At 36.4% G+C, this 20,392-nt stretch carries 21 protein-coding genes and 1 other annotated feature; all 21 genes read right to left on the bottom strand.

The annotated features are described in order from the left end of the window. Positions 1 to 4: 4 nt before the first annotated feature. Positions 5 to 1,288 carry a uracil permease gene (gene uraA / locus ACLBXA_RS19270; protein WP_000435925.1) on the bottom strand — a complete coding sequence of 428 codons (1,284 nt, stop codon included), beginning with the start codon at positions 1,286 to 1,288 and terminating at the stop codon, positions 5 to 7. A gap of 146 nt (positions 1,289 to 1,434) precedes the next feature. After that, positions 1,435 to 1,977 carry a bifunctional pyrimidine operon transcriptional regulator/uracil phosphoribosyltransferase gene (gene pyrR / locus ACLBXA_RS19265; protein ID WP_001156491.1) on the bottom strand — a complete coding sequence of 181 codons (543 nt, stop codon included), beginning with the start codon at positions 1,975 to 1,977 and terminating at the stop codon, positions 1,435 to 1,437. A gap of 204 nt (positions 1,978 to 2,181) precedes the next feature. Next, complete coding sequence (locus ACLBXA_RS19260) at positions 2,182 to 3,090, bottom strand: RluA family pseudouridine synthase (protein WP_098900169.1); 909 nt, start codon at positions 3,088 to 3,090, stop codon at positions 2,182 to 2,184. Between the two features lie 4 nt (positions 3,091 to 3,094). Further along, a complete protein-coding gene (lspA, locus tag ACLBXA_RS19255) occupies positions 3,095 to 3,553 on the bottom strand; it encodes a lipoprotein signal peptidase LspA (RefSeq protein WP_000642180.1) in 459 nt (152 codons plus the stop codon). 124 nt (positions 3,554 to 3,677) lie between these two features. After that, positions 3,678 to 4,007 (bottom strand): molecular chaperone DnaK, encoded by a 330-nt coding sequence (locus ACLBXA_RS19250; protein ID WP_001002956.1) that lies wholly within the window; start codon positions 4,005 to 4,007, stop codon positions 3,678 to 3,680. Positions 4,008 to 4,163: 156 nt separating this feature from the next. Continuing rightward, positions 4,164 to 6,929 carry an isoleucine--tRNA ligase gene (ileS2, locus tag ACLBXA_RS19245; RefSeq protein ID WP_000455953.1) on the bottom strand — a complete coding sequence of 922 codons (2,766 nt, stop codon included), beginning with the start codon at positions 6,927 to 6,929 and terminating at the stop codon, positions 4,164 to 4,166. A 71-nt stretch (positions 6,930 to 7,000) separates the two neighbouring features. Beyond that, positions 7,001 to 7,223 (bottom strand) — a binding site (T-box leader). 51 nt (positions 7,224 to 7,274) lie between these two features. After that, positions 7,275 to 7,781 carry a septum site-determining protein DivIVA gene (gene divIVA, locus ACLBXA_RS19240; RefSeq protein WP_001131611.1) on the bottom strand — a complete coding sequence of 169 codons (507 nt, stop codon included), beginning with the start codon at positions 7,779 to 7,781 and terminating at the stop codon, positions 7,275 to 7,277. A gap of 89 nt (positions 7,782 to 7,870) precedes the next feature. Then, a complete protein-coding gene (locus tag ACLBXA_RS19235; protein ID WP_447617414.1) occupies positions 7,871 to 8,638 on the bottom strand; it encodes a YlmH family RNA-binding protein in 768 nt (255 codons plus the stop codon). A 15-nt stretch (positions 8,639 to 8,653) separates the two neighbouring features. Continuing rightward, positions 8,654 to 8,917, bottom strand: a complete 264-nt coding sequence (locus tag ACLBXA_RS19230; protein WP_000214323.1) for a YggT family protein — start codon at positions 8,915 to 8,917, stop codon at positions 8,654 to 8,656. Positions 8,918 to 8,923: 6 nt separating this feature from the next. Then, a complete protein-coding gene (locus ACLBXA_RS19225) occupies positions 8,924 to 9,394 on the bottom strand; it encodes a cell division protein SepF (protein WP_000119129.1) in 471 nt (156 codons plus the stop codon). Positions 9,395 to 9,413: 19 nt separating this feature from the next. After that, positions 9,414 to 10,088 (bottom strand): YggS family pyridoxal phosphate-dependent enzyme, encoded by a 675-nt coding sequence (locus tag ACLBXA_RS19220; RefSeq protein ID WP_000218005.1) that lies wholly within the window; start codon positions 10,086 to 10,088, stop codon positions 9,414 to 9,416. After that, complete coding sequence (gene pgeF / locus ACLBXA_RS19215) at positions 10,085 to 10,903, bottom strand: peptidoglycan editing factor PgeF (protein ID WP_001209008.1); 819 nt, start codon at positions 10,901 to 10,903, stop codon at positions 10,085 to 10,087. The genes ACLBXA_RS19220 and pgeF overlap by 4 nt, the downstream gene beginning before the upstream one ends. A 120-nt stretch (positions 10,904 to 11,023) precedes the next feature. Beyond that, positions 11,024 to 11,305 carry a YlmC/YmxH family sporulation protein gene (locus ACLBXA_RS19210; RefSeq protein ID WP_000236745.1) on the bottom strand — a complete coding sequence of 94 codons (282 nt, stop codon included), beginning with the start codon at positions 11,303 to 11,305 and terminating at the stop codon, positions 11,024 to 11,026. Between the two features lie 163 nt (positions 11,306 to 11,468). Then, positions 11,469 to 12,248, bottom strand: coding sequence for an RNA polymerase sporulation sigma factor SigG (gene sigG, locus ACLBXA_RS19205; RefSeq protein ID WP_000197755.1), 780 nt, complete (start codon positions 12,246 to 12,248; stop codon positions 11,469 to 11,471). Between the two features lie 157 nt (positions 12,249 to 12,405). After that, complete coding sequence (sigE, locus tag ACLBXA_RS19200) at positions 12,406 to 13,125, bottom strand: RNA polymerase sporulation sigma factor SigE (RefSeq protein WP_000976948.1); 720 nt, start codon at positions 13,123 to 13,125, stop codon at positions 12,406 to 12,408. A gap of 19 nt (positions 13,126 to 13,144) precedes the next feature. After that, the gene (spoIIGA, locus tag ACLBXA_RS19195) at positions 13,145 to 14,062 is read right to left on the bottom strand and encodes a sigma-E processing peptidase SpoIIGA (RefSeq protein WP_000261975.1); all 918 of its coding nucleotides are present in this window, start codon (positions 14,060 to 14,062) and stop codon (positions 13,145 to 13,147) included. A 260-nt stretch (positions 14,063 to 14,322) separates the two neighbouring features. Then, positions 14,323 to 15,477, bottom strand: a complete 1,155-nt coding sequence (gene ftsZ / locus ACLBXA_RS19190) for a cell division protein FtsZ (RefSeq protein WP_000888984.1) — start codon at positions 15,475 to 15,477, stop codon at positions 14,323 to 14,325. Between the two features lie 39 nt (positions 15,478 to 15,516). Beyond that, positions 15,517 to 16,824 carry a cell division protein FtsA gene (gene ftsA, locus ACLBXA_RS19185; RefSeq protein ID WP_001087559.1) on the bottom strand — a complete coding sequence of 436 codons (1,308 nt, stop codon included), beginning with the start codon at positions 16,822 to 16,824 and terminating at the stop codon, positions 15,517 to 15,519. A 399-nt stretch (positions 16,825 to 17,223) separates the two neighbouring features. Further along, a complete protein-coding gene (gene divIB / locus ACLBXA_RS19180) occupies positions 17,224 to 17,994 on the bottom strand; it encodes a cell division protein DivIB (RefSeq protein ID WP_001065791.1) in 771 nt (256 codons plus the stop codon). A gap of 98 nt (positions 17,995 to 18,092) precedes the next feature. Further along, positions 18,093 to 18,998, bottom strand: a complete 906-nt coding sequence (gene murB / locus ACLBXA_RS19175; RefSeq protein WP_000437031.1) for a UDP-N-acetylmuramate dehydrogenase — start codon at positions 18,996 to 18,998, stop codon at positions 18,093 to 18,095. A 212-nt stretch (positions 18,999 to 19,210) separates the two neighbouring features. After that, complete coding sequence (murG, locus tag ACLBXA_RS19170; RefSeq protein ID WP_014894899.1) at positions 19,211 to 20,305, bottom strand: undecaprenyldiphospho-muramoylpentapeptide beta-N-acetylglucosaminyltransferase; 1,095 nt, start codon at positions 20,303 to 20,305, stop codon at positions 19,211 to 19,213. Between the last annotated feature and the right edge of the window lie 87 nt (positions 20,306 to 20,392).

The following is a 20,392-nucleotide window of genomic DNA, read 5'->3' as shown; positions in this document are numbered from 1 at the left end:
ATTATTATGAAGCAATCTGCTTAGGTTGTTTTATTTGTTTCGTTTCCGGTAGTAGTAGATTTAACAGTACACCTACAATTGCTGCTAGTGCCATTCCTTCTACTTGGAACGATTCTCCTACGTGAAGTACCGCTCCACCAATACCGATTACTAGTATTACTGATGCAATCATTAAGTTTCGTTTGTCACTTAAATCTGTTTTATCATCTACCATCATGCGTAATCCGCTTGATGCAATTACACCGAATAGTAAGATTGATACCCCACCCATAACTGGTGTTGGGATCGAATGAATCAGCGCAGAAATCTTACCGATAAATCCGAACATGATTGCGAATACTGCTGAACCGATGAATAAGTATACACTGTATGCTCTCGTAATTGCTAGCACACCGATGTTTTCACCATACGTTGTATTCGGTGGCCCGCCGATTAGTGATGCGATTAATGTTGCTACTCCGTCACCGAAGATCGAACGGTGTAAACCTGGTTTTTCAATTAAATCTCTTTTAATAACATTTCCAAGTACAATTTGATGTCCGATATGTTCTGATATTGTTACTAGTGCAACTGGTACCATCAAGAGTACAATCTTCCATGAAAACTCTGGTGTGTATGTGACAAATGGTACTGTGAAATCTGGTACAACAAACCATTTTGCCTCAGCTACCGGCTTTAAGTCTACTAGCCCTTGGAAGTAAGCGAAGATATATCCGCCGATAATGCCAAGTAACACTGGTATGATACTGAAAAATCCTCTTCCGAATATCGAGCATATAATTGTAATTGCTAATGTTACTAATGCTACTGAAAAGTGTATAAAGCTATATTTGCCATCCGCACCGTTCATCGCCATATTAACTGCTGTATGTGCTAACGCTAAACCGATTACCATTACTACCGGTCCAACTACGATTGGCGGAAGTAATTTCATAATCCACTCTGATCCTGATTTCTTAATTCCGAGTGAGATTAAGATGTACACAAGCCCTGCTAGCAAACCACCAAGCATTGCTGCTCCCGGTCCACCTGCCGTTTTCGCTGTTATAATCGGTGCGATAAAGGCGAATGATGATCCTAGATAGGCAGGTACTTGACCTTTCGTTATAAGAAGAAACGCTAACGTTCCTAATCCACTTGATATTAATGCTACTGATGGATTCAATCCTGTTAAAAACGGAACAAGCACTGTTGATCCAAACATCGCGAACAAATGTTGTATACTCAAAAATAACCATTTTCCCGGTTTCGGTACTTCATTAACGTCTAACACTGGCTTTTGTTCCATTGTTACATCCTCCTTCAGTTTAAATCTTTGCAATAAAAAAACTCTTTGTGCCTGTGCACAAAGAGTCCTACACTTTCGTATGCCAAATTTGACATATGAAAGCCAAGACCCTTTGGCAGCCTCACAGGACTACATTTAAAAGGGCTTTACTTATCGTATATGCTTACTCGATCTTGTTGATCTGTCTCTTGCAAATCAACTTCGATACGCTCTTCACTTGATGTTGGGATGTTCTTTCCTACATAATCAGCGCGAATTGGTAGTTCACGATGACCTCTATCAACAAGAACCGCCAGTTGGATTTGAGATGGTCTACCTAAATCCATAAGAGCATCCATTGCTGCTCGAACTGTTCTTCCTGTATATAACACGTCATCCACAAGGATAACTTTTTTCTTCGTAATATCTACAGGGATATCAGAACCTTTTACAAGTGGTTCTTTATTTTTGGATTGCAGTGTTAAATCATCACGATATAACGTAATGTCTAACTCTCCAACTTCCATTTCTTTTCCTTCAATTTGACCAATTCGTTCTGCCAAACGTTGTGCAATAAAAATTCCACGAGTTTTAATTCCGACAAGAACACAATTATCGACACCTTTATTTCGTTCCACGATTTCATGACTAATTCGTGTTAAAGCACGGCGAATCATTTGGTCATCTAAAACGACAGCTTTCTCTTGCATGCTCTACACCTCCAAGCTTTTTTTCTTGCGTGAGAGTAATGGTATAAAAAAAGTCCTCTCAGCGTGTGCGAGAGGACTTTTGAAAAAAGGGTACAACATACCCTAAGTATTTCAAACCGTTACCTTCTCAACCTCACGGGGCTGTGTTAAAGGATCATTATTTAACTGTTGTCAGTATCTCAGTTTTCTTGTGATTTGTCAATACTATTTCCGTAAAATATTTAATGCTTCTTCAAATACTTCTGGAATCGGTGCCTCAAACTGAATATATTCACCAGTACGAGGATGCTCAAAGCCTAAAATACCTGCATGAAGTGCTTGTCCATTCATATCTAACGTTTTCTTGGGACCATACTTCGGATCTCCTGCAAGTGGATAGCCAATATATTTCATATGAACACGAATTTGGTGCGTACGTCCCGTTTCTAAGCGACATTCTACAAGTGTAAAGTCTTTAAAGCGTTCTAACACTTGGAAGTGAGTAACAGCGTTTTTACCATTTTCATCAACTGTCATACTTTGACGCTCTTTCTTATCACGACCAATTGGTGCATCGATAGTCCCCTTATCATGCGGGATAACACCGTGCACAATTGCTTTGTAACGTCTTGTTACTGTTTTTGCTACAAGTTGATTTACAAGTGATTCATGCGCCATATCATTCTTAGCAACCATTAATAATCCAGATGTATCTTTATCAATACGATGCACAATACCTGGACGCATTACACCGTTGATACCTGATAAATCTGTACAATGGTGCATAAGGCCGTTTACAAGCGTACCACTTGTATGTCCTGGCGCTGGATGTACAACCATACCACGTGGTTTATTTACAACAAGCACATCTGCATCTTCATAATAAATTTCTAAATTCATATCTTCTGGTTGAATATCTAACGCTTCTGGATCAGGAATCGTTACTGTAATTTCATCTTCTTCTTTTACTTTATAATTCACTTTTACTGCTTTCCCGTTTACTGTCACAACATCATCTTTAATCCATTGCTGTACTTGTGAACGTGACCATTCGTTATTTATTCCTGCAACGAATTTATCAATTCGCTCATTTTTTTGCTCTTCTACAACTGTTACTTGTACTACTTCACTCATTCAATTACTCCTTCGCTTTCTTGCCTTCTAATAATGTTTGAATAATAATTAATACAACACCAATACATAACGCTGAATCAGCTATATTGAATACTGGATAGTTGTACGAGAAAATATACACGTGAATGAAATCCACTACTTCTTGTCTAAATACACGATCAATAAAGTTACCAATTGCCCCGCCTAAAATTAGGCCTAACGAAATACCTAGAAGCTTATCTGTTTTCGCATACTTTTTCATATAAAATACGATAAACACTACAAAAACAACTGTAATAATGTAGAAGAACCACATTTTATTTTCTAAAATACCCCAGGCAGCGCCTCTATTTCGATGTGATGTTATGTATAATACATTGTCGATAATCGGAATACTCGTACCCAATTCCATGTTCTTTACAATTAACCACTTCGATATTTGATCGATAGCAATGACAAATAACGCTATTACATAATATATCATTTTCATTTCCCCCACAAAGACAGTGTACCTCAAAATTTTAGCATAGCTGCTACCTTTTCACAATGAACCTTTATAGAAGAATAAAATAAATTAAAAAAAGGTAATATAATATCGTTGTGCGTATTCATACATTTACCTTTTCATAGAAAAATTCATGAATTGTTCGGGCAGTCGGCATTGTTTTCATTTGCTTTGTCGAAATTAATCTCCCGGTCTCTTCACAAATACCGTACATGTCTATTTCCATTTTAAATAATGCACGTTCTACATCCTTTAAATCCTCTTTTATATCATGTAATAGCAATTTTTTCTTTATCTCTTCCTTAATTTCATATCCAAGCTCTTGGCTGAACTCGACATCATATTTGTGCATTACTTCTTTAGCTAGTCTCTCTTGCAACTCTTTTCTCATCAATTGCAATTCTTCTTTTATTTCCATGTAGATTTCATTCACGTGTACATTCCTCCTAGCTGTAATGTACAGTTAGTGTGTCCGAAATTTATTTGCTTACCTCACACACATTTTTCCTTCACAGGAAAGAGCCTGAAAGTTATTTTGATATATCATCAAAATAAAAAACTGACTGCATAAATAGCAGTCAGTTTTTTATTATTTTACATAGTTTTCTTTCACAACTGTTGCACAACGCTCACATAATGTTTCATGTTCAGCATCTTTACCAATTGTTTCTGAAACTACCCAACAACGTTCACATGTTTCACCAGTTGCTTGAGCAACAACAACCGCTGTATGTTCATACTTCGGTGCATCTGCTGGCGCTTCTTCCATCATACCACCAAGTTTATACTCAGAAACGATGAATAATTGCTTTAAGTCTTCGCTAATAGACTCTAACATAGCTTTCATTTCTGCAGTTGGATATAGCGTAATGCTTGCATTTAATGACTTACCGATTACTTTTTCATTACGAGCTACTTCTAGTGCTTTTAACACGTCATCACGTAATGTCATAAATGCATCCCATTTTGTTTTTAATGCTTCCGCGTCATCTAATTGTACAGCTTCTGGCATATCAGTTAATTGTACACTTTCTTCTGTTACGCCTGGAATGTATGGCCATACTTCATCAGCTGTATGCGGTAAGATTGGTGTTACAAGTTTCGTTAACGCAACAAGAACATCATATAATACAGTTTGAATTGCACGACGATCTTCGTGGTTTGCACCTTCAATGTATAAAATATCTTTTGCAAAATCTAAGTAGAATGAACTTAAATCAATTGTACAGAAGTTATGAATTGCATGATACACAGCAGCGAAATCGTATGTCTCATATGCTTCTTTAACTTTTGTAATTAAGTCATTTAATTTCACTAACATGTAACGATCTACTTCACGAAGCTCAGCTACAGCTACTGCATTTTCACTTGGCTTAAAGTCGTCTAAGTTTCCTAATAAGAAACGGAATGTGTTACGGATTTTACGATACACTTCTGCTACTTGTTTTAAAATATCATCTGAAATACGTACGTCAGATTGATAGTCAACAGAAGATACCCATAAGCGTAAGATGTCTCCGCCTAATTGATCCATGATTTTCTTCGGTACGACGATGTTTCCAATCGACTTACTCATTTTACGTCCTTCACCATCTAGTACGAAACCGTGGCTTAGTACGCCTTTATATGGAGCTTTACCTGTTACAGCAACTGCTGTTGATAATGAAGAGTTAAACCAACCACGATACTGGTCAGATCCTTCTAAATATAAATCAGCTGGACGCTGTAAATCTTCGCGCTCTTCTAATACAGCTTGGTGAGAAGAACCTGAATCGAACCATACATCCATGATGTCTGTTTCTTTACGGAATTCGCCATTTGGGCTACCTGGATGTGTAAATCCTTCTGGTAATAGATCTTTCGCTTCACGCTCAAACCATACGTTAGAACCGTGTTCACGGAATAAATCTGCTACATGGTTAATTGTTTCATCTGTAATAATTGGATCGCCATTCTCAGCATAGAATACCGGAATTGGCACACCCCATGCACGCTGACGAGAAATACACCAGTCACCACGGTCACGAACCATATTATGAAGACGAGTTTCTCCCCATGCTGGTACCCATTTTGTTTCCGCTACAGCTTCTATTAATTCTTTACGGAATGCTTCAATAGATGCAAACCACTGTGCTGTCGCACGGAAAATAATTGGTTTTTTCGTTCTCCAATCATGTGGGTATGAATGCGTAATGAATGTTAGTTTCAGTAACGCGCCTACTTCTTCTAATTTTTCTGTAATTGGCTTGTTAGCTTTATCATAGAATAAGCCTTCAAATCCAGGTGCTTCATTTGTTAATACACCTTTATCATCAACTGGGCAAAGTACTTCTAATCCATACTTTTTACCAACAACGAAGTCATCTTCCCCGTGTCCTGGTGCTGTATGAACACAACCTGTACCTGCATCTGTTGTTACGTGATCTCCTAGCATTACTAATGAATCACGATCGTAGAATGGATGTTTTGCAACTGTGTACTCCAGTTCGCTACCTTTTACTGTTTTCACAACTTCAGCATTTTCCCACTCTAACGTTTTTGCAACTGTCTCAAACAGCTCAGAAGCAATGATATATTTCTCATCATTTACTTTTACAATGCTATATTCAAGCTCTGGGTGAACAGAAATACCTAAGTTTGCAGGTAATGTCCAAGGTGTTGTTGTCCAAATGATGTACTTTTCATCACCTTCTAATACGTTCTTTCCATCTTTTACAGGGAATGCTACGTAAATAGATGCTGATTTTTTATCTTGATATTCAATTTCAGCTTCTGCTAAAGCAGATTCACTCGTTGGAGACCAGTAAACTGGTTTTTGACCTTTATAGATATAACCTTTTTTCGCCATGTCACCAAACACTTTAATTTGTTGTGCTTCATAAGCGGGCTCTAAAGTAATATATGGATTATCCCAATCTGCACGTACACCTAGACGCTTAAATTGTTCACGTTGACGTTCTACTTGTTCATATGCATACTCTGCACATAACTTACGGAACTCAGCAACTGTCATTTCTTTACGCTTTACACCTTTATTTGTTAAAGCTTGTTCAATTGGTAAACCGTGCGTATCCCATCCTGGAACATATGGCGCACTAAAACCAGTCATTGATTTATAACGAACAATAAAGTCTTTTAATACTTTATTTAATGCATGTCCCATATGAATGTCACCATTCGCATATGGAGGTCCATCATGCAATACAAATAAAGGACGACCTTTTGTATGTTCTTGTACTTTTTCGTAAATATTCATTTCAGCCCATTTTTCTTGCATTGCAGGCTCACGTTTTGGTAAGTTCCCACGCATTGGGAACTCTGTTTTCGGCATCAGTAATGTATTTTTGTACTCCATGCTCAATTCCTCCTTACATGTATATAAGAAATACTTAAAAAACGGAATAAAAAAGAGACTTTCTCATCCCAAAAAGGGACGAGAAAGTCTCCCGCGGTACCACCCTAGTAGATCATATACATATGTATAGAATCCTCTTATATTCTTAACGCGAATACACGCCTACGCTTACTCTATTTGTTCAGCGCGGAACTCCAGGGTGATATTCCCACTATCTCCTTATCCTGAGCTTACACCGTCCTCAGTTCGCTATATAAGGTTTGAAAAGGTACTTATCCCTATCTTCGTTTTTCTTAATAAATATGTTGTTTAAAATTATATGTAATAATGAGAAAAACGTCAAGCTTACACTGTTTCTTCTTTTTTCAACAGTTCATCTACTTCGTCTTCTAACTCAATTAGTTTATCCCAATCATCGTTGTTTAACATTTCAAGCTGTGTTTCTAATAACATACGGAAACGAGTTCGGAATACTTTCGCTTGTTTCTTTAACTCTTCAATATCAAAAGCAACTTTTCTTGATTTTACTAATGCTTCGTTAATAATACGATCAGCATTCTTTTCAGCTTCACGCACAATTAATTTCGCTTCTTTTTGCGCATTACGTTTTACTTCTTCCGCTGCTTCTTGCGCAACAACGATAGATTTGTTTAACGTATCTTCAATATTAGAGAAATGATCTAACTTCCCTTCTAACTGCGCAACTTTTTCTTCTAAAGCTTTTTTCTCACGAATGACCAATTCATAATCTTTGATAATTTGATCAAGAAACTCATTTACTTGATCTTCATCATAGCCACGGAATCCGCGACCAAATTCTTTGTTATGAATATCTAATGGTGTTAACGGCACAACGCCACCTCCAAGTAGTTATCTAAATTTCCTCTTTCAATTATATCTTTTCTTCGACAAAATAGGAGGATTTCCTTCTAAAAAACCAATCATTTTAGTATACCATACAAAATTCTCCATTTGTCGCGTTTTGTTCTACCTTCTACAGAAAATAATTTACTTCGGCCATATCCTCTAACAGAGAAAACGTCTCCTGGATAACATTCATAAGAAGTTTGTTCCACTATTTTCCAATTAACTTTTACTAAACCATTTTTAATTAAAGGTTGTACTTTCTGTCTAGATAAATGTAACATTTCAGCTAACATAACATCTAAACGAAGTGAAGAAACCGTTCCAGATTTCTCCCCCCACGTTTCATGTATCTGTAGAATTTGTTCTCCTTGTACTGCTGATAAGGAGACTTTTACTTTTCCTATTGCTTGTAAGTTCATCTCAATGTACGATACGATTTCTTTCGCAACTACAATTTGGGCACGATTTTCTTGCAGCAAAATATCACCACATTTTTCTCTCGTTAAACCAAGAGACATAAATGTACCTAATATTTGCCTATGTTCTAGCGTATAAAACTTGGAAGGATAGTCAATTTCTAATACTTCTACTTGAAATTCTTCTTCATTTAATTTTAGATAGTCTGGATAAATGAGTGCTCTTTTACGCTCTGCATTAGGCGTTGCACCACCAAATTGCACAGCAACATCTCCTTGTCCAATTACCATAGAAACAATTTGTTGCTGTCTTGGATCAAGGAAATCTGTTAATTTCACTTGATGGTACTCCGCCGTTCGCTTCCACTCTAGCACTTTATCTACAAAGACCTCTTCATCAGGCCTAAAATGTTCGTAAATGCTCATGTATTTAACCTCTTACTATAAGAAATAGCCGAACAAGCTGAACAAACCACTTTTAGCAAGTTTTAACGCAAAAATCGCAACGAGTGGAGAAATATCAATCATACCCAGCGGCGGAATAAATCTGCGGAATGGTTCTAAATACGGTTCACAAATTCGCGCCAAGAACTCTCCAAAAGATGATTCCTTTGCACCAGGAAACCATGATAGGAGAATGTAAATAATCAGTGCCCACGAGTAAATCTCGATAGCAGAACTTAACACCATTAAAACTGTTGTCATGGCGTATTACCACCTCTTTATATTTGTTTCTTCTTCTTCACCGAATAACTCTGAAATTGCACCAACAATATCAACATTTTCAGGTGTACACATAAATGTTTTCGGTCCTATTTTTTGAATGTCCCCGCCTATAGCGTATACAGTACCACTTAAAAAGTCAACGATACGTACCGCTTGATCAGTAGACATTCTCTGCAAATTAATTACAACAGCTCGTCTACCTTTTAGGTGGTCCGCAATCCCTTGCGCTTCCGAATATGTGCGTGGTTCTAATAAAACAACTTTTGAAGATTGTTTTGCTGTTTCAATACTCACAACATTTTGCTTCGGTTGCGCTTTCGGAAACGTAACATCTTGTTGTTCTGGTGGATCTTGCTGCTTTTTCATGTCTGTTTGCTCCTTTTCATAACCATATTGAGCTGCTTCTTTTTCTTCCGGTGTATCAAAAAAGAAGTATTTTACTTTTGACCAACTCATAATAAGATTCTCCTTCCTTTTACGCTTTTCCTACTAAAATCGTTCCCAAACGAATATATGTAGCCCCTTCTTCAATTGCAATCGTGTAATCGTTGGACATTCCCATTGATAATTCTTTACATGGCGCATGTAATAACTCTAGCTCCTGCACCTCTGTTTGTAGCATACGTAATTCCTTAAAACAGCGTCTGATTTCTTCCTCTTCTTCTGTAAATGGAGCCATCGTCATTAGTCCGACCACTTCAATTTTATCGAATTCTTGCAAACTTTGAATAAAAGAAACAACCTCTTCTATTGCCAATCCTTGCTTCGATTCTTCAGATGAGGTTTTCACTTGAATAAAGCATTTCACTTTCTTATCAGCACGTTTCTGAATTTCTTTCGCCAGGGAAAGACGATCTAACGAATGTAAATAATCAATTTCATTAATGATTTCTTTTACTTTTCTCGTTTGTAATGAGCCAATAAAGTGCCAATTAACTTTTGAACCGAAATGCTCGTATTTCTGTAAGAAACCTTCATTTCTATTTTCACCTAAATCGATAATTCCAGCTTCAATTACTTCGTTTGTTTTTTCAATCCCTACAGTTTTTGTCACTGCAACAAGTTTAATATCTTGCAACGAACGTCCAGCTCGAGCGCAAGATTCTTTAATAGCTTCGTTTACAATCACTAAATTTTCTTGTACTGTCACTTGCTTCCTTCCTCCTTAAAACCTATGAAACTCAACATTCTTCCTGTCTTACCTTGATCACGACGATGAGAGAAAAATAGTTGCTCTTCACAGCTTGTACAAAGAGATGACATTACAATATGCTCTTCTTTTATGCCTGCTTGTACACATAATATACGATTAATTTCTTTTAAATTAATTGCGTACTGCCCGTCAGAAATTTTTTGATGAGGAACAGCACCGCTAACTACTTCCTGTGCTGCTGTTAATACACGATCATCCACAACATAACAACAAGATCCGATCGACGGCCCAATTGCAACATGAATTTCATCACTTGAAATACCTTCTGCATTCCACTTTTGAATCATTTCCTTTGCAATCTCTTGTACAGTGCCTTTCCATCCAGCATGCGCAAGTCCTATCATACCATGTGATGGTGCATAAAAATAGAGCGGAACACAATCCGCGTAACAAGACGTTAACAGAACATCTTCATTACTCGTATAAATGCCATCTGTTTTTGAAATGCCGTCCTCATATGAATAGACGCCACTTCCTTTTTCCTGTTGCCCTACTTTTTCAACATGATGAGCATGAACTTGTTCAGAGCAAATCCAGTTTTCTAATGGTTTTTGTAACTTATTTGCTAAAATGCGTCTGTTTTCATGAACGTTCTCCACGATATCATTCACATGTAATCCTAAATTCATCGCATGAAAGGAGCCCGTACTTATCCCACCATCTTTTGTCGTAAATCCAGCAGTAATGTTTCCAAGTTCTTTCCACGCTTGTAAATACAGTATACCGTCCACATATTTAAATGGTTCTCTCATAATAAAGCGGCTCCTTTTAATTAAAATAACAGAAAAAAGCATGGTACTTCCTGTCTATTTTACCATACTTTTATTTTTTCATAATCCTAACAGAAAAAAAAGAGGAATTTGTAATATTCTTTATGAAATTGTCGGTGTTTGTATTGATTCTGTTACAGAATTAACAGGATTTACTCTTACAAGTATGACATCTTCCCCAATTTTCACAATTTCCTTCCAAGGAATTACAATCTCAACATCTTTTCCAAAAATACCTAGCATACGTGTCTGTTTGGAAATAATAACAGAACAAATTTTCCCTGTGTTCATATCAATTTCAATATCTCCAATATTCCCAATCCTTTTTCCATCTGAAATATTTATAACATCCTTCATCTGTAACTCTGAAATTCGTATCACCATTTTTATCCTCTCCCTTATATGACGAATTGGAAACTGTTTCTCATATTTACAGGAAGCCACCTATACGAAACACCATGCTAGTTTCATTATATGAACACTAATCCCCTACTATGAGCACAAACCATATTACATATAAAAAGGTCTCACCATAATTGGTGAGACCTTATCCTTGAATCGTTTTATTCATTTGTTTAATGGCTGACTTCTCTAAACGTGATACTTGCGCTTGGGAAATCCCAATTTCTTCTGCAACTTCCATCTGTGTCTTTCCTTGGAAGAAACGTTTTCTAATAATCATTTTCTCTCGATCATTTAAACGCTTCATTCCTTCTTTTAATGCTAATTCTTCAACCCACTGCTCGTCCTTTTGTTTTTCATCACTTAACTGATCCATAACAAAGATAGGATCTCCTCCATCATTATAAATCGGTTCAAATAATGAAACTGGGTCTTGAATCGCATCTAAAGCAAATACTATCTCTTCATGAGTTACTTCTAGCACTTTTGCAATATCCATTGCTGTTGGTTCTTTTGAATTTTCTGCAATCAACTTTTCTCTTACTTGCAAAGCTTTATACGCAATATCTCGCAATGAGCGCGATACGCGAATTGGATTATTATCACGCAAATATCTGCGTATTTCCCCAATAATCATCGGCACAGCATACGTTGAAAATTTTACATTTTGGCCTAAATCAAAATTATCAATTGATTTCATAAGTCCAATGCAACCAACTTGAAATAAATCGTCAACATATTCTCCTCTGTTATTAAATCTTTGGATGACGCTCAGTACAAGACGTAAGTTTCCATTCACTAATTTTTCTCTTGCGCTTATCTCTCCACTTTGCATTTCACGAAATAATTTACGCATCTCTTCATTTTTTAATACTGGAAGTTTAGCTGTATCAACACCGCAAATTTCTACTTTGTTTCTCGTCAAAGTGTTCCCTCCTATCGGGAGTTGCTGTACAGTGTAAAGTATTTCCTTTGAAGGGGATTTTATGCATATGGTTTTTTCACGATTTTTTATTTAAATTATCTTTCCTAATACAACTAAATAGAATAAGACCAGCCTACATAACGGCTGGTCTTATTCTTCACACCATTTTATTAAATTCTTTTCGTAATCTTTTTATAATTCTTTTTTCTAAACGCGAAATGTATGACTGTGAAATCCCAAGCATATCCGCCACATCTTTTTGCGTCTTTTCCTCTCCTCCAGCAAGACCAAACCGAAGTTCCATAATTTGTTTTTCACGATCATTTAATTGGTGTAATGCTTTCATTAAAAGGTGACGATCTACAGTAGCTTCTAAATCTTTTGTAATAATATCATCATCTGTACCTAACACGTCAGACAACAACAGTTCATTCCCATCCCAATCAATGTTTAGCGGTTCATCAAAAGAAACTTCTGAACGATTTTTGTTATTTCGACGTAAATGCATTAAAATTTCATTTTCTATACAACGCGATGCATATGTTGCTAATTTTATTTTCTTTTCTGGATTAAATGTATTTACCGCTTTAATAAGGCCGATTGTTCCTATACTAATCAAATCTTCAATATTTATCCCTGTATTTTCAAACTTTCTTGCTATATATACAACGAGCCTTAAGTTACGTTCAATAAGTAATGACCTTGCTGCCTGATCTCCCTTTGGCAATTTATTCAAAAGAACTTCCTCTTCTTCTTTCGTTAACGGTGGTGGCAACGCTTCACTTCCACCAATATAATAAATTTCATCGGTCTTAATTCCTAATTTCAGCAATACTTTATACCAAAGGTATACTAAATAAAATTTTAATTTCATCATATTATCCCGCCTCTCATTATTAAGCGATCACCATTTTTTGTGAAATCAACATTTTTGGATGCACAATACATTGATACTCCCCATTTGTAGACAGTTGTTGTGTATTTAATCCAATTAATACTTTGTTTACAACAATAGAACTACCTTCATGATCAACTTGCACACTGTCAGGCTTAATTGCCCACAAAAATTGACTTTCTACTCCTACTGCACGGAAAGGAATTAAACGTAATTTTGTCGCCCAACCAGAATCATTTTCTGGTATTTGAGGAATTTCTGTTTTGGAATAAATTTGTTCTGTTAACCAAGATGGTAAGCAATGTTCTAATGATGAAACATGCATAATCATAACGGGTGTTTTTGTTAATGGATCGTAAAGTTGGTTCCCACTGTCAATAAGACCTGCCAGTTCTAGTTCTTCTTCGGCCAATTGAATTTTTACTTTCACAATTTGGTCATAGTGTATTTTCGTGACCTCTACGCTTTCAATACGCTTTTTAGAAAAATAATAAATTACCGGAAAACCAAAAATAACAAATAACCAACTAATTGGATCGCCGTAAGAAATTGACTGAGATTGAACCAATCCATTTACCATTTCATTCGTTTGCAAAAAGAAATGAGTTCCAATTAATCCTCCGCCAACCATAAAGGTTACAAAGTAAAAAGTAAAAACAGTCTGTGCATAATTTCTAAATGTTGTAAACCCAAATGCTGTATACACAATAAGTAACGAGTACAGTAGTTTCATAATTGGATGTGTCATCATAGAAGCAAAAGGAGTAAAGGCAAAAATAACAATAGTTGAACCTATAAATGCCCCTAACACAAGCCTCCATCTTTTGATTTTCTTTTTTAACACGGTAGCTGTTAATAAAAGCAAAAGAAAATCAATGCAGGCGTTTAACAACCAAACAACGTCGGCGTAAACAACCAAACAATTCACCTCTTTTTTCAAGTTGAGACTAGTATAATGCATATCCAATAGGAAAGTGTGTCAATTTGCGGAGGTGTTTTTTTGTTATTTTGTGATTTCTAGACATAATCTGTCGGTAAAGAATAAAAGTACAAATTCATAGAATGATATACTCTTATTTTCACCAACAAAATATATTGAAATATACGAAATAAAAAAAGACCTGCTTAGCAGGTCTTTTCCATTTAAAAAACAAAAAAGGAGCATGAAAGCTCCTTTTTTTATCGTCTACGACGGTTACGTAAAAATGCTGGAATATCGATATCATCTGAATCTGAATGACGTTCATGTACAACTGGCTCTTCACGCTTCATTTCACGTTTTACTTCACGTTGTTTTGAAGGTTGAGCTACTGGTTGTTGCTGTTGTTGCGTGTGGTTCGCATTCGGACGAATAATTGGTTTTGGTGGTTGAGTTGCAATGCTATCATCAAAACCAGTTGCAATTACAGTTACAACGATATCATCTTTTAATCCTTCGTTAATAACAGAACCGAAGATCATATTTACTTCTGGATCTGAAGCTGAGGCTACGATATCTGCCGCTTCTTGTACTTCATATAAGCTTAAGTTAGCGCCACCCGTAATATTCATGATAACACCTTGAGCTCCATCAATAGATGTTTCTAGTAATGGACTAGAAATCGCTTTTTTCGCAGCTTCTGCAGCACGATTTTCCCCGTTACCAGAACCAATACCCATTAAAGCAGAACCTCTATTAGACATAATTGTCTTTACGTCTGCAAAGTCTAAATTAATTAAACCTGGCGTTGCAATTAAATCCGAAATACCTTGAACACCTTGACGTAATACGTTATCAGCTTCACGGAATGCTTCTAACATTGGCGTATTTTTATCAACGATCTCTAATAAGCGATCGTTTGGAATTACAATAAGAGTATCTACATTTTCTTTAAATGCTGCAATACCAGATGCTGCTTGCGTTGCACGTTTACGTCCTTCAAAAGTAAATGGACGTGTTACAACACCAACTGTTAAAGCACCTAATTCTTTTGCAACTTGAGCAACAACTGGAGCTGCACCAGTTCCAGTTCCACCGCCCATACCAGCAGTTACGAAGACCATATCCGCACCACGAAGTGCTTCTTGGATCTGTTCTTTACTTTCTTCTGCAGCTTTTTTCCCTACTTCAGGGTTTGCGCCTGCACCAAGTCCACGCGTTAATTTTCCACCAATTTGCATTTTTGTTTCAGCTTTTGATAGATTTAATGCTTGTGCATCAGTGTTCACAGCGATAAAGTCTACACCTTGTACACCGTGTTCAATCATACGGTTTACAGCATTGTTTCCGCCACCGCCGACACCGATAACTTTTATATTCGCTAATTGATCTTGAGTAGTATCAAACTCTAACATGTCGAAATCCCCCTAGAACCTCATTTTTCGTGTCCAATTTTAATCCCATAAATAACGGAATACACGTTTTACTTTTGACATCATACGGTCATCATTTTGATTATTATTGTTTTGATTACGAGTTTTTTGTTTCGCAGGTTGCTGTTGTACCGGCGTTGGTGCTGGTGCTGGTACTGTTTCAAAATGCTCTTGCTTTTCCTGCACATTTTTCCCACGTAATTTAGCTTTTTGATAAGAATGTTTAATTAATCCAACTCCGCTTGTATATTGGGGCTCACGCACACCAATATAATCAGGAGTTGCTACACGAACATTTTCATGTAAAATATCATATGCAAGATCAAGAACACCTGGCATAGAAGCAATTCCGCCAGTTAGTACATAACCAGAAGCCACTTGCTTTACTCCTAACTTACGCACTTCATCTTGAACAAACATTAAAATTTCCTCTACACGAGCCTCTATTATATCCGATAATTCCAACTGAGAATATTGTTCTGTTTGATCACTTCCCATAATAGGAACCGTAAACATCTCTTCTTCAGATGCTGTATCATAAAAAGCATGTCCATATTTCAACTTAATTTGATCTGCATTTTCTGTTGAAGTTTTCAACCCAATTGCAATATCCTTCGTTATATGGTCTCCACCTAATGGTAATACGCTCGTCGCTTGTAACTCTCCGTCTTTAAAAATAGATAAAGTTGTAGATCCTCCCCCCATATCAACAAGGGCTACTCCTCTATTTTTTTCATCTGAAGATATAGCAACTGTTGCAGCCGCTAAAGGTTGAAGACAAATATCAACAATTTCAAGACCTGCTTTTTCTACACAACGAAGTAGGTTATGTAGTAAAGTTCTCGAGCCTGTAATAAGTGTACCTTCCATTTCTAATCTTACACCGATCATCCCGCGTGGATCGTTAATCTCGTCAAGACCGTCTACGATGAACTGTCGAGGTACCACATCAATAAACTCACGTTCTGGAGCAATTGACACAACTTGTGCTGCATCTAGAACGCGTAAGACATCTTCATTCCCGATTTCACGATCTTCATTTGAAACAGCGACTACTCCGTGACAAGGAAGTAGCTGTACCTGGTTTGCATTGACACCTACTACAACTTGCTCAATATGGATTCCCACCATACGCTCAGCTTGTTCAATTGCTTTTTTAATTGATCGAACAGTCTCGTCTATATCAACTATCGATCCCTTCTTTAAACCATTTGATTTTACATTTCCAACACCAATAATGTTTAAGCTGTCATTAACCATTTCACCAATGATGACTTTAACATTGGATGTACCGATGTCAAGACTAACATATATTTCATTGCTGTTCATTCTTTGGCACCTCCTTCTTTATTTATACCATACAACTCAATATATGGAACAACAATCGCAACTTTACTATTTATAAGAAAAATATTCAACGTCTTTATACGTTTCCCTTTTTTAACCCTATATTTTTCTTATTTTTATTTAGCATTCAATTAAGAATATCGCAGTAAACTATGAATAACTGCTTATCTTGAAATAATTCTATTTCGAGTGTAAAGTTTACCGCCAAGTATAAGTCTACACTAAGATGTACTCATAGAAAAGTGAAACTTGTACCAATACTAGTATGAATCTAAGAATTTTTACATATTTTTCATCAAATGAACCATTCTTCTAAATTCGTATGCATATAATAGAACGTTTGTTTTGTTTTTTCTGCTATAAGCAACGAAAACTACCATTCTATTCTTTTTTTTCTTCCGCACCTAATTCTTTCGTATATGCACCTACTTCTAAATCAATTAATACCTTCTTACCTGGCTCAATTGTTTTTAAAATAAGCGGATAGGCTTCCATACGTTTTGCGAAATTTTGAATCGTAGTGCTCACTTCATAACCTTCATTCATATATAAAGTAAGATGATCTTCATTCGCATTCGTTGGAGAATAGCGAATCTCCGAAATAGATTTTAAAATAGCTGGTGTTAATTTTTCTAGTTCAGCGATTAACTCCTTCATTTTCTCTTCTTTAAAAGGTTCGAAAATCGGTGCTGCAACAGGAAGTTTTCCATTAGGTAGTACATCAAGTGTTTTTCCATTCTCTAATAACGGTTGTAATTTTCCCTCTTTATTTATATAACCAATCGTTAAATATTCTTCAATATGAACATCAATCTTGTTTGGAAAACGTTTTTTTACATTTACTGCTTTAATTTCTTTTCGCTTCGTTAAGTTTTCTTCAGCTTTATGTGCTGTCACTCGGAAATAACTTGTATCATATGTCACGCCTGAATCCTTCATTACTTGCTCATCCGTCATATAATGATTTCCAAACACACTAATCTTTTTTATATTACTAAGCGGAGACCGAAAATAAATTAAAAAGAGCACTAATAAAAATAAAATTGATATGTATAAAATCAATCGATGATTAACATTTTTTTTGTTTTTTTTCTTTTGATTTTTCAATTTTGGTACACGATCTTGTAGTTTAATCACTTTACTATTATTCATGTACGATCCCCCTATGTAACATAAAGAACGGCATGTTCCTCATGCCGTTCTTATCTTCTTATTATAACATAAATGATAATGAGCGGAACGAATAACCGTTATCTTCCAATGATTTCTACTTCTGTGTGCATATCTACATCAAATTTATCCTTAATTGTATGTTTTATTAATTCAATTAAGGACAATACATCTTGCGCTGAAGCTCCCCCGGTATTAACAATAAAATTGCCATGCATTTGAGAAATTTGAGCTCCACCAATCCTATAACCACGAAGCCCTGCTTTTTCTACTAAATCGCCTGCAAAATGTGGGATTGGATTCCGAAATATACTTCCTGCACACGGGTGATTCCATGGTTGCGTTTCACGGCGGTAATCTTTATTATTTTGCATGCTACGTACAATTTCTTCACGTTTTCCCGCCTGTAATTGAAACTCCGCCTCTAAAACAATACCAGGTCGTTTCGTTTGCAATACAGATGCCCGATAAGAAAACTCCAGTTCTTTATTCGTTAACCAGTCAATTGTACCGTCTTCAAACAGAATGAGAGCCTTCGATAATACACTCGATATATCCGATTTATGTGCACCTGCATTCATATATACTGCACCACCGACACTTCCTGGAATGCCGCTTGCAAACTCCAATCCAGCTAACCCTTGACGACTAAGTAAAGTTGACAATTTAATAAGAGAATATCCACTACCAACTCTTACCTTATGTTTTTCGACCTCTAAGTGATCTAATCCTTCTCCTAAACGAATAACAACACCTTCTATGCCTCGATCAGATACAAGAAGGTTTGAACCGCGCCCAATTACAGTCCACTTCGTTTTGTATTGCTTTACTAACTGTAATGTTTTTTCAATACCAGCTACATGCTTAGGCACAATTAAAATATCCGCTGGTCCACCTATTTTCATAGTTGTATAACGCGCTAACGACTCGTTAACTAAAACACGACCAACGTCTGCTTCTATAAGCTCATTTACTAATTGTTCCATAGACAATCTCCCCCATATTAAGTCTCCTTATGACAATAATATGCAGGGCGTTCACCTAACGTTATCCCTCTATTTACGGGCATTACAGCTCCTAAATCAAAATTCGGCGGTAACAAAGAAGTTAGGCGGTATCGGGATGCCAGTAAACATCCGATTAGTGAAAGGTAATAATCAACGAGAGAGAATCACTCCCCACTGATTAAAGCCTCACTTTATTTTTTTACAAGCTTATTCATTACTTCATACAGCTTATTTGCTGCATCTGGAATACCTAGTTTCTTAGCAGCTAGCTTCATATTTTGTAATGTTTGTGCATCCAATAAAATCTCATCAATATCACGAATAAGTGTTTCAGCTGTTAAATCTTTTTCAAGTAACATTTTTGCCGCTCCTTTATCAACAACTGAACGTGCATTCTTTTCCTGATGATTATTTGTTACGTACGGACTCGGTATTAACACACTTGGTTTTCCTAACGCTGTTAATTCTGCAAGTGTTGTTGCCCCAGCCCTTGAAACAACAAGGTCTACACCAGTTAGTACCTCTGGCATATTATGAATGAACGGCTTAATAATAACATTGTTCGGGTTCCCTTTTTGCTTCACGGCTTCCATCACTTTGTCATAATGTACTTCACCTGTTACATATAGTATTTCGTAGCTTTTGTTCCCAAACTGTTCAATTGCTTCAACGAAGGCATCGTTAATCGGTCTAGCCCCACGACTTCCACCAAATATAAGTACAGACTTTTTAGGAAGAGAAAGCCCAACTGAACGTTTCCCTTTCATTCCATTTTGATCCATTACCTCTGATGCTCGCGGATTACCTGTCATTACCACTTTTGACTCTGGAAAATGCTCTGTAGCTGCTTCAAAACAAACAGCAACTTTATCAACATAACGACTTAAAAATTTGTTCGTTACACCTGGTACACTATTTTGTTCATGTACAATAGTCGGAATACCTAATTTGGCTGCAGCGTATACAACTGGTCCACATACATATCCACCCGTTCCAATTACGATATCCGGATTAAAACGACGAATATATCGTTTACTATCCTGTACACCTTTTAGAAAACGCATTACTGTTTTCACATTATCTAATGATATTTTTCGTTTAAATCCGCTTATAACAATAGATTGAAATGGTATACCTGCTTTTGGAACGATTGTACTCTCTAGTCCATTTTCCGTACCAATATATAAAAATCTTGCTTCTGGATTTAACTTTTTTATTTCTCTAATTAAAGCAAGAGCTGGATAAATATGACCACCAGTACCCCCACCACTCACTAATACACGCACTACTAACTCCTCCGCTTCTCTTTTCTTATTTCCATTATATTTATTTCTATATACATATTGCATTTTTACACACATACGAAAAACCCT

It is taken from the genome of Bacillus sp. D48C (assembly GCF_053345735.1).
This window is presented reverse-complemented; position numbering and strand designations above follow the sequence as displayed.